The sequence below is a fragment of the Streptomyces yerevanensis genome, from assembly GCF_000716805.1.
Taxonomy (GTDB): Bacteria; Actinomycetota; Actinomycetes; order Streptomycetales; family Streptomycetaceae; genus Streptomyces; species Streptomyces flaveus.
On record NZ_JNWJ01000014.1, the window covers coordinates 217527 to 243373 of the forward strand.

26 protein-coding genes are annotated in these 25847 nt (G+C 69.4%); 24 read left to right on the forward strand and 2 right to left on the reverse strand.

Translation table 11 applies throughout. The annotated features are described in order from the left end of the window. The first annotated feature begins 149 nt into the window (after positions 1-149). The 5 genes from nsdA (at position 150) to ffh (ending at position 7815) form a co-directional block, all read left to right on the forward strand. Complete coding sequence (gene nsdA / locus OP79_RS17295; protein ID WP_033321105.1) at positions 150-1634, forward strand: transcriptional repressor NsdA; 1485 nt, start codon at positions 150-152, stop codon at positions 1632-1634. A 312-nt stretch (positions 1635-1946) separates the two neighbouring features. Beyond that, a complete protein-coding gene (locus OP79_RS17300) occupies positions 1947-3287 on the forward strand; it encodes an ammonium transporter (RefSeq protein WP_033321106.1) in 1341 nt (446 codons plus the stop codon). Further along, positions 3284-3622 carry a P-II family nitrogen regulator gene (locus OP79_RS17305; RefSeq protein WP_033321107.1) on the forward strand — a complete coding sequence of 113 codons (339 nt, stop codon included), beginning with the start codon at positions 3284-3286 and terminating at the stop codon, positions 3620-3622. Before OP79_RS17300 ends, OP79_RS17305 begins: the two co-directional genes overlap by 4 nt. 22 nt (positions 3623-3644) lie before the next feature. After that, positions 3645-6119 (forward strand): [protein-PII] uridylyltransferase, encoded by a 2475-nt coding sequence (locus OP79_RS17310; protein WP_033321108.1) that lies wholly within the window; start codon positions 3645-3647, stop codon positions 6117-6119. Positions 6120-6261: 142 nt separating this feature from the next. Beyond that, complete coding sequence (ffh, locus tag OP79_RS17315) at positions 6262-7815, forward strand: signal recognition particle protein (RefSeq protein WP_033321109.1); 1554 nt, start codon at positions 6262-6264, stop codon at positions 7813-7815. Positions 7816-7891: 76 nt separating this feature from the next. Here ffh and OP79_RS17320 read toward each other — a convergent pair whose 3' ends face one another. Then, positions 7892-8767, reverse strand: coding sequence for an SAM-dependent methyltransferase (locus OP79_RS17320; protein ID WP_078491839.1), 876 nt, complete (start codon positions 8765-8767; stop codon positions 7892-7894). Between the two features lie 232 nt (positions 8768-8999). Between OP79_RS17320 and proS the strand changes: the two genes are divergently transcribed. The 18 genes from proS (at position 9000) to OP79_RS17410 (ending at position 23784) form a co-directional block, all read left to right on the forward strand. Continuing rightward, the gene (gene proS / locus OP79_RS17325; protein WP_033321111.1) at positions 9000-10415 is read left to right on the forward strand and encodes a proline--tRNA ligase; all 1416 of its coding nucleotides are present in this window, start codon (positions 9000-9002) and stop codon (positions 10413-10415) included. A 250-nt stretch (positions 10416-10665) separates the two neighbouring features. Next, positions 10666-11262 carry a hypothetical protein gene (locus tag OP79_RS17330; protein ID WP_033321112.1) on the forward strand — a complete coding sequence of 199 codons (597 nt, stop codon included), beginning with the start codon at positions 10666-10668 and terminating at the stop codon, positions 11260-11262. Between the two features lie 225 nt (positions 11263-11487). After that, positions 11488-11916 carry a 30S ribosomal protein S16 gene (rpsP, locus tag OP79_RS17335; protein WP_033321113.1) on the forward strand — a complete coding sequence of 143 codons (429 nt, stop codon included), beginning with the start codon at positions 11488-11490 and terminating at the stop codon, positions 11914-11916. A 2-nt stretch (positions 11917-11918) separates the two neighbouring features. Next, the gene (locus OP79_RS17340; protein ID WP_033321114.1) at positions 11919-12158 is read left to right on the forward strand and encodes an RNA-binding protein; all 240 of its coding nucleotides are present in this window, start codon (positions 11919-11921) and stop codon (positions 12156-12158) included. 124 nt (positions 12159-12282) lie between these two features. Continuing rightward, on the forward strand, positions 12283-12873 hold the full coding sequence (gene rimM / locus OP79_RS17345) for a ribosome maturation factor RimM (protein WP_033321115.1): 591 nt from the start codon (positions 12283-12285) through the stop codon (positions 12871-12873). Next, the gene (gene trmD / locus OP79_RS17350; protein ID WP_033321116.1) at positions 12873-13706 is read left to right on the forward strand and encodes a tRNA (guanosine(37)-N1)-methyltransferase TrmD; all 834 of its coding nucleotides are present in this window, start codon (positions 12873-12875) and stop codon (positions 13704-13706) included. Before rimM ends, trmD begins: the two co-directional genes overlap by 1 nt. Before the next feature lie 133 nt (positions 13707-13839). Next, complete coding sequence (gene rplS / locus OP79_RS17355) at positions 13840-14190, forward strand: 50S ribosomal protein L19 (RefSeq protein ID WP_019760519.1); 351 nt, start codon at positions 13840-13842, stop codon at positions 14188-14190. A gap of 44 nt (positions 14191-14234) precedes the next feature. After that, positions 14235-14975 carry a signal peptidase I gene (lepB, locus tag OP79_RS17360; protein WP_033321117.1) on the forward strand — a complete coding sequence of 247 codons (741 nt, stop codon included), beginning with the start codon at positions 14235-14237 and terminating at the stop codon, positions 14973-14975. After that, positions 14968-16029 (forward strand): signal peptidase I, encoded by a 1062-nt coding sequence (lepB, locus tag OP79_RS17365; protein ID WP_033321118.1) that lies wholly within the window; start codon positions 14968-14970, stop codon positions 16027-16029. The genes lepB (OP79_RS17360) and lepB (OP79_RS17365) overlap by 8 nt, the downstream gene beginning before the upstream one ends. Further along, the gene (lepB, locus tag OP79_RS17370; RefSeq protein ID WP_051744714.1) at positions 15938-16897 is read left to right on the forward strand and encodes a signal peptidase I; all 960 of its coding nucleotides are present in this window, start codon (positions 15938-15940) and stop codon (positions 16895-16897) included. The genes lepB (OP79_RS17365) and lepB (OP79_RS17370) overlap by 92 nt, the downstream gene beginning before the upstream one ends. 80 nt (positions 16898-16977) lie before the next feature. Further along, complete coding sequence (gene lepB / locus OP79_RS17375) at positions 16978-17724, forward strand: signal peptidase I (RefSeq protein ID WP_033321119.1); 747 nt, start codon at positions 16978-16980, stop codon at positions 17722-17724. Next, positions 17714-18256, forward strand: a complete 543-nt coding sequence (locus OP79_RS17380) for an NUDIX hydrolase (protein ID WP_425428575.1) — start codon at positions 17714-17716, stop codon at positions 18254-18256. Before lepB (OP79_RS17375) ends, OP79_RS17380 begins: the two co-directional genes overlap by 11 nt. 55 nt (positions 18257-18311) lie before the next feature. Next, positions 18312-18620 (forward strand): DUF2469 domain-containing protein, encoded by a 309-nt coding sequence (locus tag OP79_RS17385; RefSeq protein WP_003965949.1) that lies wholly within the window; start codon positions 18312-18314, stop codon positions 18618-18620. A 128-nt stretch (positions 18621-18748) separates the two neighbouring features. Beyond that, on the forward strand, positions 18749-19120 hold the full coding sequence (locus OP79_RS17390) for a YraN family protein (RefSeq protein WP_033321120.1): 372 nt from the start codon (positions 18749-18751) through the stop codon (positions 19118-19120). Next, positions 19120-20745 (forward strand): YifB family Mg chelatase-like AAA ATPase, encoded by a 1626-nt coding sequence (locus OP79_RS17395; protein WP_033321121.1) that lies wholly within the window; start codon positions 19120-19122, stop codon positions 20743-20745. Before OP79_RS17390 ends, OP79_RS17395 begins: the two co-directional genes overlap by 1 nt. Positions 20746-20804: 59 nt before the next feature. Then, positions 20805-21953: a DNA-processing protein DprA gene (dprA, locus tag OP79_RS17400; protein WP_033321198.1), complete on the forward strand. Its 1149-nt coding sequence runs from the start codon at positions 20805-20807 to the stop codon at positions 21951-21953. Between the two features lie 298 nt (positions 21954-22251). After that, the gene (gene whiG, locus OP79_RS17405; protein ID WP_033321122.1) at positions 22252-23088 is read left to right on the forward strand and encodes an RNA polymerase sigma factor WhiG; all 837 of its coding nucleotides are present in this window, start codon (positions 22252-22254) and stop codon (positions 23086-23088) included. Between the two features lie 138 nt (positions 23089-23226). Next, positions 23227-23784 carry a TetR/AcrR family transcriptional regulator gene (locus tag OP79_RS17410; protein ID WP_033321123.1) on the forward strand — a complete coding sequence of 186 codons (558 nt, stop codon included), beginning with the start codon at positions 23227-23229 and terminating at the stop codon, positions 23782-23784. Positions 23785-23964: 180 nt separating this feature from the next. Here OP79_RS17410 and OP79_RS17415 read toward each other — a convergent pair whose 3' ends face one another. Continuing rightward, positions 23965-24594 carry a M23 family metallopeptidase gene (locus tag OP79_RS17415; RefSeq protein WP_033321124.1) on the reverse strand — a complete coding sequence of 210 codons (630 nt, stop codon included), beginning with the start codon at positions 24592-24594 and terminating at the stop codon, positions 23965-23967. 279 nt (positions 24595-24873) lie between these two features. On the opposite strand from OP79_RS17415, the gene rpsB reads away from it, so the two are divergent. Then, positions 24874-25815: a 30S ribosomal protein S2 gene (gene rpsB, locus OP79_RS17420; RefSeq protein ID WP_033321125.1), complete on the forward strand. Its 942-nt coding sequence runs from the start codon at positions 24874-24876 to the stop codon at positions 25813-25815. Positions 25816-25847 lie beyond the last annotated feature (32 nt).

Genomic DNA, 25847 nt, shown 5'->3' on the forward strand with positions numbered 1-25847 from the left:
GGGGACGCTCGCACTCGTGGGTATGCCGGAGGCAAGTCGGCTCTTCGTTCGACAGGTGAGAACCGCCGGACGGGCGACCGTATTTACCGGCAATCTGGTAGGGCTTGGCGCACAGCGCAACAAGTGGTTTCAGGAATGGGGGCGTGCCAGTGGGCGGCAACGGCGGAAGCGGGACGACCGCGACTGGCGCTGACAAGCGCCCCAATGAGCTGCTCGGCTCGTGGTTCGTGCGCAGCGGCTGGTCCAAGGGTGAGCTGGCGCGCCAAGTGAACCGCAGGGCCCGCCAGTTGGGGGCCAACCACATCTCCACGGACACCTCGCGCGTACGCCGCTGGCTGGACGGGGAGAACCCGCGCGAGCCGATCCCGCGCATCCTGTCCGAGCTGTTCTCCGAGCGCTTCGGCTGCGTCGTCGCCGTCGAGGACCTCGGCCTGCGCTCCGCCCACCAGTCACCGTCCGTGTCCGGTGTCGATCTGCCATGGACGGCCCCACAGACCGTCGCTCTGATCAGCGAGTTCTCCCGCAGCGACCTGATGCTGGCCCGTCGCGGCTTCCTCGGTACCTCGCTTGTCCTGTCCGCCGGTTCGTCACTGATCGAGCCCATGCAGCGCTGGCTGGTGCCCGGTCCCGCCAATCCCCGCGAAGAACCTGAGCCCCAGGCCGTCGCGCGCCGCGCCGGCCGGCTGTCCCAGCCCGAGCTCGATCTACTGGAGACCACCACGGTCATGTTCCGGCAGTGGGACGCGCAGTGCGGCGGCGGCCTGCGCCGCAAGGCGGTCGTCGGCCAGCTGCACGAGGTGACGGACCTCCTCCAGGAGCCCCAGCCCGAGGCCACCGCCAAGCGCCTGTTCAAGGTCGCCGCCGAGCTGGCCGAGCTGGCGGGCTGGATGAGCTACGACGTCGGGCTGCAGCCCACCGCGCAGAAGTACTTCGTCCTCGCCCTGCACGCCGCCAAGGAAGCCACCGACAAGCCGCTCGGCTCGTTCATCCTGTCCAGCATGAGCCGCCAGATGATCCATCTGGGGCGGCCCGATGACGCCCTGGAACTGATCCACCTCGCACAGTACGGAGGCCGCGACTGCGCGAGCCCTCGTACGCAGTCCATGCTGTATGCGATGGAGGCCCGGGCGTACGCCAATATGGGCCAGCCCGGCAAGTGCAAGCGCGCCGTCCGGATGGCCGAGGACACCTTCGTCGACGCCCAGGAGTTCGACGAGCCCGAGCCCGACTGGATCCGCTTCTTCTCGGAGGCGGAGCTGCACGCCGAGAACTCCCACTCGTACCGTGACCTCGCCTATGTCGCGGGTCGCAGCCCCACCTACGCCTCGCTCGCCGAGCCCGTGATGCAGAAGGCCGTCGACCTTTTCGAGAAGGACACCGAGCACCAGCGTTCGTACGCACTCAACCTCATCGGGATGGCCACGGTGCACCTGCTGCAGCGGGAGCCCGAGCAGGGTTCGGTGCTCGCCAGGAGGGCGCTGGGAGTCGCCAAGAAGGTCCGCTCCGAGCGGGTCAACACCCGTATCCGAAAGACCGTCGACACGGCCGTACGCGACTTCGGGGACCTCGCCGAAGTGGTGGATCTGACCGAGCAGTTGGCCCTGGACCTGCCCGAGACCGCCGACGCGGTCTGACCCCTCAAGCCCCGGCCGCGGCCCGCCTTCCCTTACCGCCCGACTCGGCTCCCCACGCCAGGTCATCGGATGGCAGGCCGCGGTCGGCTGTCCCCCTTCGCCCGAAGGTTGCGCCACGATAACGATCGCGCGAGCGGACATCCGGCAGTTCATCAAGGCGTAACACGCGAGGCGCCTTCGTCACGTCGGCGAAACATCGAGGCGCTTCGACGGAAACGGCGCTGCGCCAATCTCATGCCGCATAACCGGCCCACCCCTCTGCCCGCTCAGGCTTCGCCCGCACGGGGCCGTACCAACGACGAGGAGACGCCGATGGCACCAGCCATCACCCTGGCCGCAGACGCAACGCTGTCTGCCGCCAACACCGGGTTCATGCTCATCTGTTCTGCCCTGGTGATGCTCATGACGCCGGGTCTGGCCTTCTTCTACGGAGGCATGGTCCGCGTCAAGAGCACCCTCAACATGCTGATGATGAGCTTCATCAGCCTGGGGATCGTCACCATTCTGTGGGTGCTGTACGGCTTCTCCATGGCATTCGGCACCGACTCCGGCAGCATCATCGGCTGGTCCTCGGACTACGTCGGGCTCAGCGGCATCGGCCTCACGCAGCTCTGGGACGGCTACACGATCCCGATCTACGTCTTCGCCGTCTTCCAGCTGATGTTCGCCATCATCACGCCCGCCCTGATCAGCGGCGCCCTCGCGGACCGTGTGAAGTTCTCGGCGTGGGCCCTGTTCGTCGCCCTGTGGGCCACGGTCGTCTACTTCCCGGTCGCGCACTGGGTCTGGGGTGCCGGCGGCTGGGCCTTCGAGCTCGGTGTGATCGACTTCGCCGGTGGTACGGCGGTGCACATCAACGCGGGTGCCGCGGCGCTCGGCGTGATTCTGGTCATCGGCAAGCGCGTCGGTTTCAAGAAGGACCCGATGCGCCCGCACAGCCTCCCGCTGGTCATGCTCGGCGCCGGTCTGCTCTGGTTCGGCTGGTTCGGCTTCAACGCCGGCTCCTGGCTCGGCAACGATGACGGCGTCGGCGCGCTGATGTTCATCAACACGCAGGTCGCCACCGCCGCCGCCGTACTCGCCTGGCTCGCCTACGAGAAGATCCGCCACGGCGCGTTCACCACCCTCGGTGCCGCCTCCGGCGCGGTCGCCGGTCTGGTCGCGATCACCCCGTCCGGTGGTGCGGTCTCCCCGCTCGGCGCGATCGCCGTCGGCGCCATCGCCGGTGTGCTGTGTGCCATGGCCGTCGGTCTGAAGTACAAGTTCGGCTACGACGACTCGCTCGACGTCGTCGGCGTCCACCTCGTCGGCGGTGTCGTCGGCTCCCTGCTCATCGGCTTCTTCGCCACCGGTGGCGGCCAGTCCGACGTCGCGGGCCTCTTCTACGGCGGCGGCCTGGACCAGTTCTGGAAGCAGTGTGCCGGTGTCTTCGCGGTCCTCGGTTACTCTCTCGTCGCCTCCGCGGTCCTCGCCTTCCTGATCGACAAGACGCTCGGGATGCGGGTCAGCGAGGACGATGAGGTCGCGGGTATCGACCAGGCGGAGCACGCCGAAACCGCATACGACTTCAGCGGTGGCGGCGGTGGCTCGGCGTTCAGCGCCGCGCCCGCGGCCCCGGCTCAGGAGGCCAAGGCCAAGAAGGTGGACGCATGAAGCTCATCACCGCAGTCGTCAAGCCCCACCGGCTCGACGAGATCAAGGATGCCCTGCAGGCCTTCGGGGTGCACGGCCTGACGGTCACCGAGGCCAGCGGTTACGGTCGTCAGCGGGGACACACCGAGGTCTACCGCGGCGCCGAGTACACCGTCGACCTGGTCCCCAAGATCCGTATCGAGGTGCTGGCCGAGGACGACGACGTCGAACAGCTGGTCGACGTTATCGTCAAGGCGGCCCGTACCGGCAAGATCGGAGACGGCAAGGTCTGGTCCATCCCGGTCGAGACGGCCGTCCGGGTCCGGACCGGCGAGCGCGGACCCGACGCGCTGTAAAGAGAAGAACAGGAGTCGCTGGGTGACGAGTACGGATGTGCGTACGGAAGCAGAGGATTCGGGACCCAGCGGCTATGCGGCGGCCCGGCTGCGCCTCCTCCAGGAGGGGGCGCGGTCCGGGCCGCCGCGCCGTGCGGCCCTCGCGGAACTGACCGACGACTGGCTCACCGGTCTCTTCGACGCCGGAGCCGAAGGACTGCGTGGCGTCTCCCTCGTCGCCGTCGGAGGCTACGGCCGCGGCGAACTGTCCCCACGCAGCGACCTCGACCTGCTGCTCCTGCACGACGGCAGCGCCGACCCGGACGCGGTCGCCGCCCTCGCCGACCGCATCTGGTACCCCGTATGGGACCTCGGCCTCGCCCTCGACCACTCCGTCCGTACGCCGGCCGAGGCGCGCAAGACCGCGGGCGACGACCTGAAGGTCCAGCTCGGCCTGCTCGACGCCCGCCATCTCGCGGGCGACCTCGGCCTGACCGCCGGACTGCGTACGACCGTCCTCGCCGACTGGCGCAACCAGGCGCCCAAACGCCTGCCCGAACTCCAGGAACTGTGCGCCGAACGGGCCGAGCGCCAGGGCGAGTTGCAGTACCTCCTCGAACCGGACCTCAAGGAAGCGCGCGGCGGCCTCCGCGACGCCACCGCCCTGCGCGCCGTCGCCGCCTCCTGGCTCGCGGACGCCCCGCGCGAGGGCCTCGCCGACGCGCGCAAGCGGATACTCGACGTCCGCGACGCCCTGCACCTCGCGACCGGCCGCGCCACCGACCGGCTCTCGCTCCAGGAGCAGGACCAGGTCGCCGCGGAACTCGGCCTGCTGGACGCCGACACCCTGCTGCGCCAGGTGTACGAGGCCGCCCGCGTCATCTCGTACGCCAGTGACGTCACCTGGCGTGAAGTGGGGCGCGTCCTCAAATCGCGCGCTGTACGCCCGCGCCTGCGCGCCATGCTGGGCGGCGGCAAGCCCGTCCCCGAGCGTTCCCCGCTGGCAGAAGGCGTCGTCGAGCAGGACGGCGAGGTCGTCCTCGCCCGCGCCGCCCGCCCCGAACGCGACCCGGTGCTGCCGCTGCGTGCCGCCGCCGCTGCCGCCCAGTCCGGACTGCCGCTCTCGCTGCACGCCGTCCGCCGGATGGCCGCCGTGGCCCGCCCGCTCCCCACGCCCTGGCCCGCCGAGGCCCGCGAACAGCTGGTCACCCTGCTCGGCTCGGGCCCCTCGACCATCGAGGTCTGGGAGGCCCTGGAGGCGGAGGGCCTGATCACCCGGCTGCTGCCCGACTGGGAGCGCGTCCGCTGCCGCCCGCAACGCAACGCCGTCCACATCTGGACCGTCGACCGGCACCTCATCGAGACCGCGGTGCAGGCCTCCGAGCTGACCCGTCGCGTCGGCCGCCCCGACCTCCTCCTGGTCTCCGCGCTGCTGCACGACATCGGCAAGGGCTGGCCCGGCGACCACTCCGTCGCAGGCGAGATCATCGCGCGCGACGTGGCCGCCCGGATCGGCTTCGACCGCACGGACGTCGCGACACTCGCCACCCTCGTACGTCACCACCTGCTGCTCGTCGAGACGGCGACCCGGCGCGACCTGGAGGACCCGGCCACCGTGCGCTCCGTCGCCGAGGCGGTCGGCTCGCAGGGCACGCTGGAGCTGCTGCACGCGCTCACCGAGGCGGACGCGCTGGCCACCGGGCCCGCCGCCTGGTCCTCGTGGCGCGCTTCCCTGGTGGCCGACCTCGTCAAGCGGGTCTCGGCCGTACTCGCCGGGGACGCCCCCGAGGAGCCGGAGACCGCCGCGCCCACCGCCGAGCAGGAGCGGCTCGCGATCGAGGCGTTCCGCACCGGCAGCCCCGTACTGTCCCTGCGCGCCCAGACCGAGCCGCCGTCCGAGGATCCCTCGGGCGAGCCGGAGCCCCTCGGTGTGGAGCTGCTCATCGCGGTGCCGGACCAGCCCGGGGTGCTGCCCGCCGTGGCCGGCGTGCTGGCGATGCACCGGCTCACCGTGCGTACGGCGGAACTGCGGGCGCTGGATCTGCCGGACTCCGTCCAGGATGCCGAGGGCTCCTCGGGTTCCGAGGGCTCCGTGCTGCTCCTCGACTGGCGTGTCGCCGCCGAGTACGGCTCGTTGCCGCAGGCCGCCCGGCTCCGCGCGGACCTCGTGCGCGCCCTGGACGGCTCCCTCGACATCACCGGGCGGCTCGCCGAGCGGGACGCCGCGTATCCCCGGCGACGGGGGATCATCGCGCCGCCGCCGCGGGTGACGGTCGCTTCGGTCGGGTCGCGGCGGGCCACGGTGATCGAGGTGCGGGCTCATGACGCGCCCGGGTTGCTGCACCGCATCGGCCGGGCCCTGGAGGATGCGAACGTCCGCGTGCGGAGCGCGCACGTCAGCACTTTGGGGGCGAACGCGGTGGACGCCTTCTACGTGACGGATCCCGAAGGGGCGCCCTTGCCGGGTGAGGAGGCGGCTTCGGTGGCCCGGGCGCTGGAGGAGACGTTGCGGGAGTAGCCAGGGGGCGCCTCCGGCTCCGTACGACGTGAGGGCGCCCTCCGGCTTCGTATGAACGGGGTGAAGACCCCACTTGGCGGGTGCGGATACCCTGGAGGGCGACCCTGTCCGCCTGCTCCCAACTTGAGGATTCGCGACCGCCGTGTTCGACACTCTTTCCGATCGCCTCGCAGCGACATTCAAGAACCTCCGCGGCAAAGGGCGCCTCAGCGAGGCGGACATCGACGCCACGGCGCGTGAAATCCGTATCGCCCTGCTGGAGGCGGACGTCGCGCTGCCAGTGGTGCGCGCCTTCATCAAGCAGGTCAAGGAGAGGGCGACCGGCGCCGAGGTCTCCCAGGCGCTGAACCCCGCCCAACAGGTCATCAAGATCGTCAACGAGGAGCTCGTCGGCATCCTCGGCGGCGAGACCCGCCGTCTGCGCTTCGCCAAGCAGCCGCCGACCGTGATCATGCTCGCGGGTCTGCAGGGTGCCGGTAAGACGACCCTCGCCGGAAAGCTCGGCAAGTGGCTTCAGAGCCAGGGCCACACTCCCGTGCTCGTCGCCTGCGACCTCCAGCGCCCGAACGCCGTGAACCAGCTGAGCGTCGTCGCCGAGCGCGCCGGCGTCGGCGTCTACGCGCCCCAGCCGGGCAACGGCATCGGGGACCCGGTGCAGGTCGCCAAGGACTCCATCGAGTACGCGAAGCAGAAGCTGCACGACGTCGTCATCGTCGACACCGCGGGCCGGCTCGGCATCGACCAGGAGCTGATGCAGCAGGCGGCCGACATCCGTGACGCGGTCTCGCCCGACGAGATCCTCTTCGTCGTCGACGCGATGGTCGGTCAGGACGCGGTCAACACCGCCGAGGCCTTCCGCGACGGCGTCGGCTTCGACGGCGTGGTGCTCTCGAAGCTCGACGGTGACGCCCGTGGTGGTGCGGCGCTGTCCATCGCGCATGTCACCGGCCGCCAGATCATGTTCGCCTCGAACGGCGAGAAGCTGGACGACTTCGACGCATTCCACCCGGACCGCATGGCGTCCCGCATCCTCGGCATGGGCGACATGCTCACGCTGATCGAGAAGGCCGAGCAGACCTTCTCGCAGCAAGAGGCCGAGCAGATGGCCTCCAAGCTGGCCTCCAGCAAGGGCAAGGACTTCACGCTCGACGACTTCCTGGCCCAGATGGAGCAGGTCAGGAAGATGGGCTCCATCTCCAAGCTGCTCGGCATGCTCCCGGGCATGGGTCAGATCAAGGACCAGATCAACAACCTCGACGAGCGCGACGTCGACCGTACGGCCGCGATCATCAAGTCGATGACTCCGGGCGAGCGCCAGGACCCGACGATCATCAACGGCTCGCGGCGCGCGCGTATCGCCAAGGGTTCCGGTGTCGAGGTCAGCGCGGTGAAGGGCCTGGTCGAGCGGTTCTTCGAGGCGCGCAAGATGATGTCCCGCATGGCCCAGGGCGGCGGAATGCCGGGTATGCCCGGGATGCCGGGCACGGGGGGCGGCGCCGGCCGGACGAAGAAGGCGCCCAAGAAGGCCAAGGGCAAGCAGCGCTCCGGCAACCCCATGAAGCGCAAGCAGCAGGAGCAGGAGGCCGCGGCCCGCCGTGAGGCCGCGAGCCAGGCCGGGGGTGCCCTCGGCCTGCCGGGCGGCCAGCAGCCGCAGGACTTCGAACTGCCCGACGAGTTCAAGAAGTTCATGGGCTGACGGGTTTTCTCGTACGTCGCTGGGGGCGCCCTCCTTCGGGAGGGCGCCCCCAGCGACGTAATGGGGCCCCGACTCCTTAAGGCGTACGCGCGATCAGGTACCGGAACACATTCGGCATCCACACCGTGCCGTCGCGTCGCTGATGCGGATGGAGCGCTTCCGTCAGCTCCTTGTCGACCTGGGCCTGGTCGGTCGCGGCGACGGCCGCGTCGAAGAGTCCCGTGGACAGCAGGCCGCGTACCGCGTTGTCCATGTCGGCGTACCCGAAGGGGCAGGCCACCCGCCCGGAGCCGTCGGGCCTCAGGCCGGCGCGCTGGGCGACCTCCTCCAGGTCGTCGCGGCGGGCAGGGCGCCAGCTCCCCGTGCTGCGCAGGGGGTCCGCCAGCTTGGTGGCGACCCGCAGCACGGAGGAGGTGGCGCAACGTTCCGGCGGACCCCAGCCGACCAGCACGACCGGAGTCCCGCGGACGGCGAGCGGTGTCGCGGCCGACAGGAGCTCGCCGAGCCCTTCGGAGTCCCTGGCCATGCATCCGATGGGTTCGAAGGCGGTCACCAGGTTGTACGCGGGCGTCTCCGCGTCGGCCGCGTCTGCCGCGTCTGCCGCGTCTTCAGGGGTCCCGTCGACCAGTCGTACGTCGGCACGCGCGCGCGTGCCCCACGCTTCGGGCAGCAGACGTTCCCTCGCGAGGGCCAGCCGTTCGGGTGTGCACGAGTCGACACCGGTGACCGCGGCGCCCCGTGACGCCGCCATCAGGAGGGCGAGCCCGGAACCGCAGCCGAGGCCGAGCAGCCGGGTCGGGGGGCCTACTTCGAGTCGTTCGTAGACGGCTTCGTAGAGGGGGACGAGCATCCGTTCCTGGATCTCGGCCCAGTCACGCGCGCGTGAGCACGGGGCCACACGGGACGTGGGTCCGGCGTGAGGCAGGTGCTGCCGCACGAGCGTAGGTGTCATAAAGCGCCCCAATCAACCGAGAGTTGCTGCTGTGCCCCGTTTCCTTTGCCCCCGTGCAGTGCGCTCGCACTGCCCCCGTATGCCAGGAAACTCCGCGCTCGTCGTGGCGTCCAGGGGTTGCGGCCTTCTGCTTGTGTGCCACCTTTGTGCGCCTCAATGCGCCCTGGCCTGTTGGCGCTCGGAGGAATAATTCGGTCACGATCGGGACAGTGGCCGCCGTACCCTTCGCACCATGGCAAAGGCACCTGTTCTCACTCCCCGGGCGGACGATTTTCCGCGCTGGTACCAGGATCTGATCACCAAGGCCGAGCTGGCCGACAACGGCCCGGTGCGCGGCACCATGGTGATCCGACCGTATGGATACGGGCTGTGGGAGCGGATGCAGCAGGACATGGACGCCCGCATCAAGGAGACGGGCACCCAGAACGCGTACTTCCCGCTCCTGATCCCGCAGTCCTACCTCGCCAGGGAGGCCGATCACGTCGACGGTTTCGCGCCCGAGCTGGCCGTGGTCACCCACGGTGGCGGCAAGGAGCTCGAGGAGCCCGCCGTCGTACGCCCCACCTCAGAGATGATCATCAACGCCTCCTTCTCGAAGTGGGTGCAGAGCTACCGCGACCTGCCGCTGCTGATCAACCAGTGGGGGAACGTGGTGCGCTGGGAGCTGCGTCCGCGCCTCTTCCTGCGGACCACCGAGTTCCTGTGGCAGGAGGGGCACACCGCGCACGCCACGTACGAGGAGGCGCGTGATTTCGCGGCCCGTATTCAGCGCCAGGTCTACGCGGACTTCATGGAGAACACCCTCGCGATGGACGTCGTTCTCGGCCGCAAGACCGTCAAGGAGCGCTTCGCGGGCGCCATCAACACCCTCACGCTCGAAGGCATGATGGGCGACGGCAAGGCTCTCCAGCTGGGCACCAGCCATGAGCTCGGCCAGAACTTCGCGAAGGCGTTCAACACCCGCTTCCTGTCGAAGGAAGGCACGCAGGAACTGGTCTGGCAGACCTCCTGGGGGTCGACGACCCGCATGATCGGCGCCCTGGTGATGATGCACGGCGACGACGACGGACTCCGGATCCCGCCCCGTCTCGCCGCCGTTCAGGCCGTCGTCCTCGCCGTGAAGGGCGATGACGCGGTTCTGGCCAAGGTCCGCGAGATCGGCGACCGGCTGAAGGCGGCGGGCGTACGCGTCCACGTGGACGACCGCACGGACACGCCGTTCGGCCGCCGCGCCGTCGACTGGGAGCTCAAGGGCGTTCCCGTACGTATCGAGGTCGGCCCCCGTGACCTGGAGAGCGGCACCGCGATGCTGACCCGGCGCATCCCCGGCGGCAAGGAGCCGGTGGCGATCGACTCGCTCGCAGGCCTGCTGCCCGCTGTCCTGGAGGAGGACCAGGCGCTGCTTCTGCGGCAGTCGCGCGAGCGCCGTGAGTCCCGTACGGCTCAGGTGTCGACGATCGACGAAGCCGTCGAGGTGACAACCGCCGGCGGCTGGGCGCGCATCCCCTGGGCCGACCTCGGCGCGGATGGCGAGGCCAAGCTGGCCGAGCGCGCCGTGACCGTACGGTGTCTGGTCGCCGAGGACGGGTCGGTTCCCGAGTCCGAGGACGCACCCGGTAACGTCGCCGTCGTCGCGCGCGCTTACTGAGGTCCGACGAGGGCGGCTGAAAGGCCTCTTGCGCTACTGATGACCACAGGTGCCCCGGTGCGTGGACATGGTCTACGTGCCGGGGCGTACGTGTTACTACGTACCAGCTTGGTACGAGCTGTGAAGCTTCTCCGCAGATCAGCGCACCCGCCCTCGTCCGGACGCATCAGCGGCAACTGACGGGTACGTGCAAATTATTTGAGATGCCCCGGAATAGGAACACACGGGCACTCAGGCTCGTTGTCACGACGTGAGCACGACACCACCTGTTCTCGCCGCAGAGCTGGCAGGGGCGTGGGCCGATATTCAGCGGCACCACCCCGAACTGCCGGATCTTGCCGCGCCCGAGTCCCTGATCGGGGAGTCGTCGTCCGCCTGCGGACACGAACTCTCCTTCGAGCGACTGCTTCATGAGGCAGTCCACGGCATCGCCGCCGCCCGAGGAGTCCGAGACACCTCTCGCGCCGGCCGGTACCACAACCGCAGATTCCTCGCTATTGCCGAGGAGCTGGGCCTCGACCACCCCGAGGAGCCGCATCCCAGCAGTGGCTTCTCGCTGGTCACGCTCAGCCCCGAGGCGAAGCGGCGCTACCGCCCGACGATCGAGCGGCTGACGCGCGCCCTCAAGGCGCACACCGCCGCGACCACCACCGACACGGCCCGCAGCTTCCGGGGCCCAGCCGCAAGGCACGGCTCTTCCGGAGGCGGTGTCCGGGTCAAGGCGGTCTGCGACTGCGGGCGTAACGTCCGCGTCGTCCCGTCGGTCCTCGCCCAGGCACCCATCGTCTGCGGCGGCTGCGGGAAGCCGTTCCGCATCCCCGAGGTGGTCGGCGCCGCAGCGGGCTGAGCGGCGCCCCGGCGGGGACGGTGACCCCCGTGGCCGTCCTGGTGACGGCCACGGTCCCGGTTCGGCATGCCCGTCCACGTATGGCAGAATGGCTGGCTGTACTCGACAGCCGCACAGGACCCCTCTCTCCTCCGGCTGACGCGTCCATCGGGCACTCGGGTACCGCAACCCCACGCGGCAATCTCGCCGTGCCCAACCACGTCAAGACCAGGAGACACCACTTCCGTGGCAGTCAAGATCAAGCTGAAGCGTCTGGGCAAGATCCGTGCGCCTCACTACCGCATCGTCGTCGCCGACTCCCGTACCCGCCGTGACGGCCGGGCCATCGAGGAGATCGGCCTGTACCACCCGGTACAGAACCCCTCGCGCATCGAGGTGGACTCGGAGCGCGCGCAGTACTGGCTGTCCGTCGGCGCCCAGCCGACCGAGCCGGTGCTCGCCATCCTGAAGAAGACCGGCGACTGGCAGAAGTACAAGGGCGAGCCCGCCCCGCCGCCGCTGCTGCAGCCGGCCGAGAAGGCCGCCCGTCCGTCGTTCGAGGCCCTTGGCGGCGACGACGAGGGCAAGGGTGAGGCCATCACCCCGAAGAAGAAGGCTGAGAAGAAGGACGAGGCCAAGGCCGAGTCTTCTTCCTCTGAGTCGACCGAGGCCTGAGCATGCTCGAGGAGGCTCTCGAGCACCTCGTGAAGGGCATCGTCGACAACCCCGACGATGTGCAGGTCGCCTCGCGCGACCTGCGTCGCGGGCGTGTCCTCGAGGTCCGGGTGCACCCTGACGACCTCGGCAAGGTGATCGGTCGCAACGGCCGCACCGCGCGCGCCCTGCGCACCGTCGTGGGCGCCATCGGCGGCCGTGGAGTCCGCGTCGATCTCGTCGACGTGGATCAGGTTCGCTGACGTATACGCAACACCGGCTCGGGCCGGGGAGGGCCACTGGGCCGTCCCCGGCCCGTAGTCGTCTACGAGTAATGCCGTAGGCACACGACTAATGCGGCAGGCACACGACAGGAGATCAAACACAGTGCAGCTGGTAGTCGCTCGCGTCGGCCGCGCCCACGGCATCAAGGGCGAGGTCACCGTCGAGGTACGCACCGACGAGCCGGAGCTGCGGCTCGCGCCCGGCGCCGTGCTGGCCACGGAACCCGCCTCGGTCGGCCCGCTGACCATCGAGACGGGCCGCGTCCACAGCGGCCGTCTGCTGCTGCGCTTCGAGGGCGTACGCGACCGGACCGCCGCCGAGGCGCTGCGCAACACCCTGCTGATCGCCGAGGTCGACCCGGACGCGACGCCCGAGGAGCCGGACGAGTACTACGACCACCAGCTGATGGACCTGGACGTCGTCACGAAGGACGGCACCGAGGTCGGACGGATCACGGAGATCTCGCATCTGCCCTCGCAGGACCTCTTCGTGGTGGAGCGGCCCGACGGCAGCGAGGCGCTGATCCCCTTCGTCGCGGAGATCGTCGTGGAGATCGACCTGGAGGAGCAGCGGGCGGTCATCGATCCGCCGCCGGGACTGATCGACGACCAGACGGCCCGCGACGAAGTCGCTGATGGACACAGCGTCTCCTCCAGGGATGCCGAAAACACGCCCTCCGGAGAAGAGGCGTAATGCGGCTCGACGTCGTCACGATCTTCCCCGAGTACCTGGAGCCCCTGAACGTCTCCCTCGTCGGCAAGGCACGTGCGCGTGGACAGCTGAATGTGCACGTGCATGACCTGCGGCAGTGGACGTACGACCGGCACAGCACCGTCGACGACACTCCCTACGGCGGCGGCCCCGGCATGGTCATGAAGACGGAGCCCTGGGGCGACGCCCTGGACTCCGTGCTCGCGGACGGCTACGAGACCGGCTCTCACGAGCCCGCCCTGGTCGTCCCCACACCCAGCGGGCGGCCCTTCACCCAGGAACTCGCCGTCGAGCTCTCGGGGCGGCCCTGGCTGCTGTTCGCGCCCGCTCGTTACGAGGGCATCGACCGCCGCGTCATCGACGAGTACGCGACCCGGATGCCTGTCCACGAGGTGTCCATCGGCGACTACGTCCTGGCCGGCGGCGAGGCGGCCGTACTAGTGATCACGGAGGCCGTGGCGCGGTTGCTGCCCGGCGTCCTGGGCAATGCCGAGTCACACAGGGACGACTCCTTCGCACCGGGCGCCATGGCGAGCCTCCTGGAGGGGCCCGTTTACACGAAGCCGCCCCAGTGGCGTGACCGAGGCATCCCGGACGTCCTGCTCAGCGGCCACCACGGGAAGATCGCCCGCTGGCGCCGGGACGAGGCCCTGCGGCGTACGACAGCCAACCGGCCGGACCTCATCGAGCGCTGCGACCCCTCGGTCTTCGACAAGAAGGACCGCGAAATGCTCTCCATCCTGGGCTGGGCACCGGACCCGGAGGGGAAGCCCTACGGCCGATTTTGGCGCAGGCCAGAGGGCGTGGAAGAATAGACCGCTGCTGTACGTCGTCCAGTGTGCGCCCCTGCCACAGGGGGACACGACGCCCGCCCCGACACGGCAGCCCACCTCTGGAAACCTAGTTCCCGTTGATGACCTGTGGCATCAGCGAAGAAAGCAGACGATCATGTCTCACCTGCTCGACTCCGTCGACGCCGCGTCGCTGCGCAGCGACGTCCCGGCCTTCCGCCCGGGCGACACGGTCAACGTCCACGTCCGCGTCATCGAGGGCAACCGCTCCCGTGTGCAGCAGTTCAAGGGCGTAGTCATCCGTCGCCAGGGCGCCGGTGTCCGTGAGACCTTCACGGTCCGCAAGGTCTCGTTCTCCGTCGGCGTCGAGCGCACCTTCCCGGTGCACACCCCGATCGTCGAGAAGATCGAGCTCGTCACCCGCGGTGACGTCCGTCGCGCCAAGCTGTACTACCTGCGCGACCTGCGCGGCAAGGCCGCGAAGATCAAGGAGAAGCGCGAGAGCTGAGCTCGCGCCGGGGTTCACATCGGGCCCGGATAGCATCTGGCCCGATGGACGCCGAAGCACAGTCGACGGAGCGCGACCGCTCCTCCCGCCCTTCCGAAACCGAGGAGATCTCGGCCACAGAGGGGACGGAAGGACGGTCGCGTTTCTCGTTGGTGTCCTGGGCCGCCGACTGGCTTCCCGGTGGTCGCATCAGCCTCACTCTGCTCTTCTGCTTGGTTTTTCTGCTGCTTTTGAGTCGGTTTGTGATGCAGCCGTTCCAAATTCCCAGTGGTTCGATGGAGCCAGGATTGAGGATCGGGGACCGCGTTCTCGTAAATAAGTTGGCGTACCGTTTTGGTGCCGAGCCGAACCGCGGCGATGTCGTCGTGTTCGACGGCACCGGCCATTTCGGCAGCGCCGACTACATCAAACGAGTCGTCGGTGTGGGGGGAGACCGTGTGGTCTGCTGCGACAGGCAGGGGAGGATCGAGGTGAACGGCCGGTCGGTCGACGAATCGACGTTTCTGTACCCGGGGAACAAGCCGTCCGAGGTGCCCTTCGACGTCGTTGTGCCCGACGGCACCCTGTTCGTCCTCGGCGACCACCGCGGCGACTCCAGTGACTCCCGCGACCATCTGGGCTCACCGGGCGGCGGCATGGTTCCTGTGGGTGACGTGATCGGCAGAGCCGACTGGATCGCCTGGCCCACGGACCACTGGACCCGCCTGGACCCCGCCGACGTCTACGCGCGCGTGCCCGACCCGGAGGCGAACGAGCTGAACACAACGGTCGGTGCGCATGGGTAACCGAGGACGACCGCGCGGAAGTCACCGCGTCGACACCCGACTGCCCACCGGATACCGGCCCACCAGCGGCCGCGTAGGCCCCGGCCGGGCCGAGCGGCGCAAGCTCGCCCGCAAGGTCAAACGGCGCAGGCAGCGTTCGGCGATCAAGGAGATACCGCTCCTCATAGGCGTCGCCCTGCTGATCGCCCTCGTCCTGAAGACGTTCCTCGTCCAGGCCTTCGTGATCCCGTCGGGCTCCATGGAGCAGACGATCCGGATCGGCGACCGTGTCCTGGTCGACAAGCTCACCCCGTGGTTCGGCTCCAAGCCCACACGCGGCGACGTCGTCGTCTTCAAGGACCCCGGGGGATGGCTCGAGGACGAGCAGCCGATCGCGAAGAACGAAGATCCCATCGTCGTCAAGCAGGTCAAGCAGGTGCTGACCTTCATCGGCCTGCTGCCCTCCGAGAACGAACGGGACCTGATCAAGCGGGTCGTCGCGGTCGGCGGCGACACCGTCAAGTGCTGCGACGCCCAGGGCCGCGTCACCGTCAATGGCATGCCACTCAATGAGGCTTACATTCATCCCGGCAACAAACCCTCCTCGATCCCGTTCGAGGTGAAGGTGCCCGCGGGCCGTCTGTGGGTCATGGGTGACCACCGGGACAACTCCGCCGACTCCCGTTTCCACCGCACCGAGGCTTACAACGGCACCGTTTCCGAGGAGGAGGTTGTCGGCCGCGCAATGGTCATCGCCTGGCCCATCGGCCACTGGCGAGGCCTGGAAGAACAGGACACCTATGTGTCCGTGCCCGACGCGCCCGGCGGGTCGACCACCGCCCTCGGCGCGTCGCATAGGCTGGCCGATGCGGATCGATACGGATTGATCCCGCTCCCGAGCCCTGCGGAACTCCCGCTCGTTATGGGAGTGGTGGGCCTGCGCCGCATCTGGCGCGGCCGATGGCACGGAGTGAGGAGTGGATGTGGGGGATTTGGCGGTCGGAGCACGGTCCGGACACGAGGGTCCGGAGGAGAAACCGGAGCGCCCCGAGAAGACGGCTCCCCCGGCCACTGAAGACGTCGTGCCCTCCGGGGGCGACTCCGGTTCCGGAGCCGGAGACGGCGATGACGGGGGCGAGCAGGGCGGTGGGGACGCCCCGAAGCCGAAGAAGCAGCGGTCCTTCTGGAAGGAGCTTCCGCTCCTGATCGGTATCGCGCTGGTCCTCGCGCTGCTGATCAAGACCTTCCTGGTGCAGGCGTTCTCAATCCCCTCGGACTCGATGCAGAACACCCTTCAGCAGGGTGACCGCGTCCTGGTCGACAAGCTCACCCCATGGTTCGGCTCCGAGCCCGAGCGTGGCGAGGTCGTCGTCTTCCACGACCCCGACGGCTGGCTGGCGGGCGAACCGGCCCCGAATCCGAACGCGGTCCAGACGGCCCTCAGCTGGATCGGCCTGATGCCGTCCGCCGACGAGAAGGACCTCATCAAGCGGGTCGTCGCGGTCGCCGGAGACACCGTCGAGTGCAAAGGCACAGGGCCGCTGAAGATCAACGGCAAGGGGCTGGACGAGCCTTACGTCTACCCCGGGAACACGCCGTGCAGCGTCGACGACTCGGGCGGCCAGTTCAAGAAGACGGTACCCCCGGGCAAAATCTGGGTCATGGGTGACCACCGGCAGAACTCGCTGGACTCCCGCTACCACCAGCAGGACGAGAACGACGGCTTCGTCCCCGTGGGCAGCGTCGTGGGCCGCGCCATCGTGGTCGCCTGGCCGCCCACCCGCTGGTCCACGCTGCCGGTGCCGGAGACCTTCGACCAGGGACTCAGTGCCGCGGCTCCGGGCGCGCTCGGCCTCGCGGGCGCGGTGCCCCTGGTGTTGTGGCGCAGGCGCCGGATTACCGTCGGAAACGCCAGGGTTTCTGGGCGGGGTACCGCCAGGTAGGGTGCCGTCCCAGATCGCCGATCTTCCGGGGCCACAACGAGCGCCCCGGGGTCGATTCTCCGAGTTGGAGGAGCACTGGGATGAGCCGGACACGTCGTACGGACGAGGGCCACGGACGGCTCGGCAGCACGCTGTCGGGGCTGGCCGTGGCCCTCGGCTGTGTGCTCTTCCTCGGAGGATTCGCCTGGGGCGCGGTCGTCTACCAGCCGTACACCGTGCCGACGGCCTCCATGTCGCCCACCATCGCGGCCGGCGACCGGATCCTCGCCGAGCGGATCGACGGCGGTGAGGTCCAGCGTGGCGACGTCGTCGTCTTCAAGCAGGCCAGCTGGGGCAACGTCCCCATGGTCAAGCGGGTCGTCGCGGTCGGCGGCGACACGGTCGCCTGCTGCACGGACGGCAAGCTGACCGTCAACGGCAAGAAGATCGAAGAACCGTATCTGGCCAAGGGCTCCGAGGCCGAGACGAGCAAGATCCCGACCGTCACGGTTCCCGAGGGCCGACTCTTCCTGCTCGGTGACGAGCGCGTCGGCTCCCTCGACTCGACCGCCCATCTCACGGAGGCCGGCAACGGTTCGGTGCCGCGCGGCTCGGTGGACGCACGGGTCGACGCGGTGGTGTGGCCCATGAACGGGGTGCTGGACCGTGCCACCGGCTTCGAGACGCTCGGCGGTATTTCCCAGCCAGGGCCCCTGAGGCTGGTCCTCGCCGCGATCGTGGCGGGCGCGGTGCTCGTCCTGGGCGGGGCCGCGTACGGGCCGCTCGCCAAGCGGGCGGCGCGGCGGCGGAGCGGTACGGCGGCCAAGGAGCAGGTCCTTGCCGGCTGAGGTGCCGGAGGGGCTCGGTGAGCTGCCGTCCGAGGGGCGGGAGGGGCTCGGTGAACTGCGGAAAGTCGCTCGGGTGGTGCTTCTCGATCCGCAGGACCGCATCCTGCTGCTGTACGGCCACGAGCCCGAGGATCCGTCGGACAACTGGTGGTTCACTCCGGGCGGCGGCGTGGAAGGCGAGGAGACGCGCAAGGAGGCTGCTTTGCGGGAACTCGCGGAGGAGACCGGCATCACCGAGGTCGAGCTCGGCCCGGTGCTGTGGCGGCGGACGTGCTCGTTTCCGTTCGCGGGGCGCCGCTGGGACCAGGACGAGTGGTATTACCTGGCCCGTACAACACAGACGGCGACCAAGGCGCTGGGCCTGACCGAGCTGGAACGGCGCAGTGTCGCCGGAGCACGCTGGTGGACGTGCCAGGAGCTTCTCCAGGCACATGAGACGGTGTATCCGACCAGACTCGCCGAGCTGCTGCGCAGGCTGCTCGACGAAGGGCCCCCGGCCGGCCCCGAGATCCTGGACACCGAAATCGTCTAGGGGCTCGCGGGGCTGGCGCACAATAGGGGGACGCACGGCTGAAGGGGAACATGCCATGAGCGCCGAGGACCTCGAGAAGTACGAGACCGAGATGGAGCTGAAGCTCTACCGGGAGTACCGCGATGTCGTCGGTCTGTTCAAATATGTGATCGAGACCGAACGGCGCTTCTACCTCACCAACGACTATGAGATGCAGGTCCACTCGGTTCAAGGTGAGGTGTTTTTTGAGGTGTCCATGGCGGATGCCTGGGTGTGGGACATGTACCGGCCTGCTCGTTTCGTGAAGCAGGTGCGAGTACTCACGTTCAAGGACGTGAACATTGAGGAGCTGAACAAGAGCGACCTGGAGTTGCCGGGCGGCTGACATGGAGCCGCCGACGGCCGGTGATCACCCGCAAGGGTGGCGACATTGTCCACAGATCCAGGGTTGTCCACCAAGATCCAATAGCTTGCTGAGCTGCCCTCATCGTTGGCGCCGGAGGTGGTGCCGACATGAACGCACGCAATGCACGGGGCGCGCTCGGCAAGTACGGCGAAGACCTGGCCGCGCGGCGGCTGGGTGAGGCCGGAATGACGGTCCTGGAGCGCAACTGGCGCTGTGGCAGGACCGGTGAGATCGACATCGTGGCCCGGGACGGCGACGCGGTGGTCGTCTGCGAGGTCAAGACCCGCCGGGCCGGTGCCTTCGAGCACCCGATGGCCGCCATTACGCCCGTCAAGGCGGAGCGACTGCGAGGCCTGGCCGAGCGCTGGGTGCAGGAGCATGGAGGGGCGCCACCCGGCGGCGTACGGATCGATGTCGTCGGCGTCCTTCTCCCCGACCGTGGTGCGCCCGTCGTCGAGCATGTGCGGGGGGTGGCCTGATGGGATTCGCCCGTACGTGCTCGGTGGCGCTGGTCGGCGTAGAGGGCGTCGTCGTCGAGGTTCAGGCGGACCTGGAGCCGGGGATCGCGGCGTTCACGCTGGTGGGGCTGCCCGACAAGAGCCTGTCCGAGAGCAGGGACCGAGTCCGGGCGGCCGTGGTCAACTCCGGCGGCGAGTGGCCCCAGAAGAAGCTCACGGTGGGTCTCAGCCCCGCTTCGGTACCGAAATGCGGCAGTGGTTTTGATCTTGCTGTCGCTTGCGCCGTACTGGGAGCCTCCGAGCGGATCGATCCACGGGTGCTCCCCGACATCGTGATGATCGGGGAGCTGGGCCTGGACGGCCGGGTGCGGCCGGTACGGGGTGTGCTGCCCGCGGTGCTGGCCGCGGCGGACGCCGGGTACGAACAGGTGGTGGTGCCCGAGTGCGCTGCCGCCGAGGCCTCGCTGGTGCCCGGCGTCTCGGTGCTCGGTGTCCGTAGCCTGCGCCAGCTGATCGCCGTCCTCACGGACGAGCCGGTGCCCGACGAGGAACCGGACGAACAGGGACGCCCGGACCCGCTCCTCGCGGGCCTGCGCATGCCGGGTACGGGCGCCGCCACCGGCATGCACAGCATGGGCGCCGCGCAGCACGACCACGGCCATGACCTCGCCGATGTGGTCGGCCAGCTCTCGGCGCGGACGGCGGTGGAGATCGCCGCAGCCGGCGGTCACCATCTGTTCTTGGAGGGTCCGCCGGGCGCCGGCAAGACGATGCTCGCCGAGCGGCTGCCGGCCATCCTGCCGCCGCTCGGCAGGCAGGAGTCGCTGGAAGTCACGGCGGTCCATTCCGTCGCGGGCCTGCTCCCTCCGGGAAAGCCGCTGATCGATGTCCCGCCCTACTGCGCGCCCCACCACTCGGCGACGATGCAGTCGCTGGTCGGCGGTGGCCAGGGAGTCGCCCGGCCCGGCGCGGTGTCGCTGTCTCACCGAGGGGTGCTTTTTCTGGACGAGACTCCGGAGTTCAGCAGCCGGGCGCTGGACGCGCTGCGCCAGCCCTTGGAGGCGGGACACGTCGTGATCGCGCGAACCGCAGGTGTCGTGCGCTTTCCGGCGAGGTTCCTGATGGTGCTCGCGGCCAATCCCTGCCCCTGTGGCCGCTTCTCGCAGACGGGTAACTCGTGCGAGTGCTCTACTCCGATGATCCGCCGCTACCAGGCCCGGCTCTCCGGTCCGCTGCTCGACCGGGTGGACCTCAGGGTCGAGGTGGACCGCGTCACACGCTCCGCGCTGGTGGAGGCCGGTACACGGGGCGACTCCACCTCGACGGTCGCCGACCGGGTACGAGCGGCCAGGGAGCGCGCGGCCGCCCGGCTGACCGGCACACCGTGGCGGACGAACAGCGAGGTCCCAGGACGCGAACTGCGCAGCCGGTGGTACGCGTCGATCGGCGCCATGGACGAGGCCGAACGGAGCCTGGAGCGCGGCCTCCTCACCGCCCGCGGTCTCGATCGCGTGCTCCGCGTCGCCTGGACCATCGCGGACCTCGTCGGCCACGACCGGCCCGATGCCACGGACGTCGCCCGAGCCCTGCAACTGCGCACCGGGGTGCCTCAGGGAGCGCCGATGGTGATCGGAGCGATGCCGTGAGCGGGGGTGACGAGCGCGTGAGCGGGGACGGCGAGTTGGAGAGCAGGGACGGCGAGCGCGTGAGCGGGGACGATGAGCGGCTCCACCGTGTTTTCCTCGCGCGCGTCATCGAACCTGGAGACGAGGTCTGCGGGCGCTGGCTCCGGCAGCTCGGGGCCGGCGAGGTGGTGCGGCGCCTCTTCGGGCAAGGGGAACAACTGCCAGGGGTGACGGACAAACGGTGGGCGGGCCTGCGGGCCAGGGCCCAGCAGGCGGATCCGGAGCGGGACCTGGCGGCGGCGCGGGACGTCGGGATGCGGTTCGTGTGTCCCGGGGACCCCGAGTGGTCGGCGCAGCTCGATGACCTGGGGGACGCGCGGCCCATCGGACTGTGGGTGCGAGGGCGGCCCAACCTGCGGATGTGGGCACTGCGGTCCGTCGCGGTCGTGGGCGCCCGGGCCTGCACCGAGTACGGCGCCCATATGGCGGCCACCCTCGGCACGGGGCTCGCGGAGCGGGGCTGGGCCGTGGTGTCCGGGGGTGCGTACGGAGTCGACGGTGCGACACACCGTGGTGCGCTCGCGGCCGGCGGAGCCACCGTCGCCGTGCTTGCCTGCGGGGTCGATCAGCCCTACCCGCGCGGGCACACCCAGTTGATCACCAGGATCGCGGAACAGGGCCTGGTCGTAGGCGAGTTGCCACCCGGTGAGCACCCGACGCCGAGCAGATTCATTCTCCGCAACAGGGTCATTGCGGCGCTGACCCGCGGCACGGTGGTCGTCGAGGCCGCCTACCGCAGCGGGGCGCTGGTGACCGCGAGAGCCGCACAGCGGCTGGGGCGCTACACGATAGGTGTCCCGGGCCCCGCCACCAGCGGGCTCTCGGCCGGTGTGCACGAACTGCTGCGCGGGGACGCGGTGCTCGTCACCGATGCCGCCGAGATCGCCGAGCTGGTCGGCGACATGGGTGACCTGGCGCCGGACCGGCGCGGGCCGGTGCTGCCGCGCGACCTCCTGGACCCGGACGCCCGCCGAGTGCTGGCCACGCTGCCCGCCCGGAGGACCGCGTCGGCCGAGGAGATCGCCAGGGGTGCTGGGACGACGCAGGACGACGCGGTCGGGAGACTGTACGAACTCCGGTCACTTGGCTACGTCGAACGACACGGCGACGGCTGGAAGTTGACACGCGAGGCGATGATCCCCGTCCACCCGGATCGGGGGCGATGCTGACCCAGCGTGTTCCCCCGTCCGGGCGACACGCCGATATCCCTGGCAGTTCCCGCAGTTGGTGCCTCGCGACAGTCACGTACGGCGACGGACGTGACCCTGAGGGGCGCCCAGCGGAACGTATCTGCGCATGGTGGATCCTCCGCCCTTCGCTCACTGCGACTCCCCAGTCACGCTACGCTCACGAGGATTCCGACTCAGGCAAGCAACCCGGACGAGCAACTCAGACAAGCACCTCGACTTCAGACCGACAGCTCACTCAGGCACTCCCTGTTCACGGCAGAACGGCACAAGACGACGAATGCCCCAGCACACCTCCGGGTCAGACCGGGCGGCTGTTCCCCCCGCTGCCCGCGGCGACGTGCGGCCGCCCGCGCCCTCGACGCTCGACGAGTTGTGGAGGTCGTACAAGGCGACGGGCGACGAGCGGCTGCGCGAGCAGCTGATCCTCCACTACTCGCCGCTGGTGAAATACGTCGCGGGCCGGGTGAGTGTGGGGCTGCCGCCCAATGTGGAGCAGGCGGACTTCGTCTCGTCGGGGGTGTTCGGGCTGATCGACGCGATCGAGAAGTTCGACATCGAGCGGGAGATCAAGTTCGAGACGTACGCGATCACCCGGATCCGGGGTGCGATGATCGACGAACTGCGGGCGCTGGACTGGATTCCGCGGTCCGTGCGACAAAAGGCGCGCAACGTCGAGCGGGCCTACGCGACGCTGGAGGCCCGGCTGCGGCGCAGTCCGTCGGAGGGCGAGGTGGCCGACGAACTGGGCATCGGGGTGGACGAACTCCACGCCGTTTTCAGCCAGTTGTCGCTGGCGAACGTGGTGGCCCTGGAGGAGTTGCTGCACGTCGGGGGCGAGAGCGGTGACCGGCTGAGCCTGATGGACACGCTCGAGGACACCGCGGCCGACAATCCTGTGGAGGTCGCCGAGGACCGCGAGCTGCGGCGGTTTCTCGCACGGGCCATCAACACGCTGCCCGAGCGCGAGAAGACCGTGGTCACGCTGTACTACTACGAGGGCCTCACGCTCGCCGAGATCGGCAACGTACTCGGGGTGACCGAGAGCCGGGTCAGCCAGATCCACACGAAGTCGGTGCTCCAACTGCGGGCGAAGCTTGCAAGCTTCGCCCGTTGACCGCCGCTGACGTCCGCCGACTTGGCTGACTCGCGCCTTCTGCTCGGAGCCTTCATCAGACCTCGTCGTGCGGAGTGACTCCCGTCGCGGGTGGTCCATCCGTAAAGTGGAGGCGTGCCAAGGATTCGAGCGGCCTCCGTGGCCGAGCACCGGTCGATGCAGCGAGCCGCCCTGTTGGACGCGGCACGATCACTGCTGTCGCAGGGTGGGACTGAGGCGCTGACGTTCCCCGCGCTCGCCGAGCGCACGGGACTCGCGAGGTCCTCCGTCTATGAGTACTTCCGTTCTCGGGCGGCCGTGGTCGAAGAACTCTGCGAGGTCGACTTCCCGGTATGGGCGGCCGAGGTCGAGGCGGCGATGTCGCAGGCCGAGACGCCCGAGGGCAAGGTCGAGGCGTATGTCCGCCAACAGCTGGCCCTGGTAGGTGACCGGCGGCACCGGGCTGTGGTCGCCATCTCCGCGAGCGAACTCGACGCGGGCGCACGCGAAAAGATCCGCGCCGCGCACGGCGGCCTCGTCGCCATGATCGTGGAAGCGCTCGGGGACATGGGCCACGGCCAGCCCCGTATGGCCGCCATGCTCCTGCAGGGCATCGTGGACGCGGCGGTACGGCGCATCGAGCTGGGCGCGGCCGAGGATCCGGGCGTCATCACCGATGCCGCTGTGGCGATGGCGTTGCGGGGGGTACGGGGCTGAGGCCCTTTCGGCCGGCCTGACGCTTGGCCGGCTGGAGCTCGGCTTGGCTGACGCTTCGTCGGCTGGACCTCGGCTTGCCGGAGCCGGCTGACTGGCGGATGAGTTCGCTTCCCGGGTTTCCCAGTCGGGTAGCCGGGGTCCGCTACCGAACCCCGGCCCCCTCAGAACGGACTGCTTTCCCTACGTCGGTGGCCCCTCCGGTACGCCGATGACCGGGAGCAGGCGTGAGGGGCCCCGGTGGAGCAGCCATGGGGGCAGCAGGGAGAGCGGGTCCAGGTAGGTGTCGGCTCGGAGCAGGCCCCAGTGCAGGCAGGACGCCTGGCAGTGGGAGCCCGTGGGTTCCACGACGCCGACGATGTCACCAGGCGTCACCTTGTCTCCCTTCTTCGCTGTCGCGCGAACCGGCTCGTATGTGGTGCGCAAGGGGGGATCGCCGGTGCTGTCGAGTTCGATCGAGACGACTCCGCGGCCCGCGACCCTGCCCGCGAAGGAGACACGGCCCGGGGCGACGGCGCGGACCGGTGTGCCTGATGGCACCGTGAGGTCCACGCCGCGGTGGCCCCGGCCGTACTCCGTCGTCGGCGGATCCCAGCCGCGGGTCACTGGTGGACGTACCCCTACAGGCCAGGCGCGGCCGACAGCCGGGACCGGGGCAGCGGCTCCCGGCGGTGCCGGACCGTCCGCGCCGCCGGGAGCCGCTGCCCCGGCCGCGGGGAGGGTGATGCCGAAGGCGGTCACCGTCAGGCCCAACAGCAGCGCCGGCCACGTACGAAGACATCGCTGACATCGTCGACCTCGTTCTGCTCGCATGCGAGAACGCTCCCGCGGTCCGCGGGAAAAAGTGGATCATGGCCAGGATCTGTGGACTACCGGGCGGTTGTGGACAGCGGCGTCACCCGGTGCCTCGCCTGTCCCGTACACTTCTGATGGCGATCCGGGTCACCGGGTCGACTTCGCACGCCCCGACATCGGGCCACCAAAAGCCGGTGTCAGCGCCCCTCGGTCCCTAGTGGCAGGCGCATCGCGGGCGTCAGGCGCGCGTGCCGTCCGGCACGCGCGGCACAACCGAGAACACCAAGGAGTACGGCCATGGCCGTCGTCACGATGCGGGAGCTGCTGGAAAGCGGCGTCCACTTCGGTCACCAGACCCGCCGTTGGAACCCGAAGATGAAGCGATTCATCTTCACGGAGCGCAACGGCATCTACATCATCGACCTGCTCCAGTCGCTGTCGTACATCGACCGCGCCTACGAGTTCGTCAAGGAGACCGTCGCCCACGGCGGCACGGTCATGTTCGTCGGGACGAAGAAGCAGGCGCAGGAGGCCATCGCCGAACAGGCCACCCGCGTCGGCATGCCCTACGTCAACCAGCGCTGGCTGGGCGGCATGCTCACCAACTTCTCGACCGTCTACAAGCGCCTGCAGCGCCTGAAGGAGCTCGAGCAGATCGACTTCGAGGACGTCGCCGCGTCCGGTCTGACCAAGAAGGAGCTTCTCGTGCTCTCGCGCGAGAAGGCCAAGCTGGAGAAGACCCTCGGCGGTATCCGCGAGATGTCCAAGGTTCCCAGCGCCGTCTGGATCGTGGACACCAAGAAGGAGCACATCGCGGTCGGCGAGGCCCGGAAGCTCAACATCCCGGTCGTCGCCATCCTCGACACCAACTGCGACCCCGACGAGGTCGACTACAAGATCCCGGGCAACGACGACGCGATCCGCTCCGTCACCCTGCTCACCCGCGTGATCGCCGACGCCGTCGCCGAGGGCCTCATCGCCCGCTCCGGTGCCGCCGCCGAGGCCAAGGGCGAGAAGGCCGCGGGCGAGCCGCTCGCCGAGTGGGAGCGTGACCTGCTCGAGGGTGGCGAGAAGAAGGCCGAGGAGGCCACCACCGAGGCTCCGGCCGCGGCTGAGGCCCCTGCTGCTGAGGCTGAGGCCCCCGCCGAGGCCCCGACTGAGGCCCCTGCTGAGGCTCCGGCCGCTGTTGAGGCCCCCGTTGCCGAGGCCGAGAAGCCGGCCGAGACCGAGCAGGCCTGACCCCGGCGTCGCAGGCCTTGACCTCCGCGTCG

Bases quoted from the DNA above. Each gene is read 5' to 3' on its own strand.
- OP79_RS17300 (WP_033321106.1), top strand. From the start codon at position 1,947: ATGGCACCAGCCATCACCCTGGCCGCAGACGCAACGCTGTCTGCCGCC.
- OP79_RS17305 (WP_033321107.1), top strand. From the start codon at position 3,284: ATGAAGCTCATCACCGCAGTCGTCAAGCCCCACCGGCTCGACGAGATC.
- OP79_RS17320 (WP_078491839.1), bottom strand. From the start codon at position 8,767: ATGACACCTACGCTCGTGCGGCAGCACCTGCCTCACGCCGGACCCACG.
- proS (WP_033321111.1), top strand. From the start codon at position 9,000: ATGGCAAAGGCACCTGTTCTCACTCCCCGGGCGGACGATTTTCCGCGC.
- OP79_RS17340 (WP_033321114.1), top strand. From the start codon at position 11,919: ATGCTCGAGGAGGCTCTCGAGCACCTCGTGAAGGGCATCGTCGACAAC.
- trmD (WP_033321116.1), top strand. From the start codon at position 12,873: ATGCGGCTCGACGTCGTCACGATCTTCCCCGAGTACCTGGAGCCCCTG.
- rplS (WP_019760519.1), top strand. From the start codon at position 13,840: ATGTCTCACCTGCTCGACTCCGTCGACGCCGCGTCGCTGCGCAGCGAC.
- lepB (WP_033321117.1), top strand. From the start codon at position 14,235: ATGGACGCCGAAGCACAGTCGACGGAGCGCGACCGCTCCTCCCGCCCT.
- lepB (WP_033321118.1), top strand. From the start codon at position 14,968: ATGGGTAACCGAGGACGACCGCGCGGAAGTCACCGCGTCGACACCCGA.
- lepB (WP_033321119.1), top strand. From the start codon at position 16,978: ATGAGCCGGACACGTCGTACGGACGAGGGCCACGGACGGCTCGGCAGC.
- OP79_RS17385 (WP_003965949.1), top strand. From the start codon at position 18,312: ATGAGCGCCGAGGACCTCGAGAAGTACGAGACCGAGATGGAGCTGAAG.
- OP79_RS17390 (WP_033321120.1), top strand. From the start codon at position 18,749: ATGAACGCACGCAATGCACGGGGCGCGCTCGGCAAGTACGGCGAAGAC.
- OP79_RS17395 (WP_033321121.1), top strand. From the start codon at position 19,120: ATGGGATTCGCCCGTACGTGCTCGGTGGCGCTGGTCGGCGTAGAGGGC.
- whiG (WP_033321122.1), top strand. From the start codon at position 22,252: ATGCCCCAGCACACCTCCGGGTCAGACCGGGCGGCTGTTCCCCCCGCT.
- OP79_RS17415 (WP_033321124.1), bottom strand. From the start codon at position 24,594: ATGCGAGCAGAACGAGGTCGACGATGTCAGCGATGTCTTCGTACGTGG.
- rpsB (WP_033321125.1), top strand. From the start codon at position 24,874: ATGGCCGTCGTCACGATGCGGGAGCTGCTGGAAAGCGGCGTCCACTTC.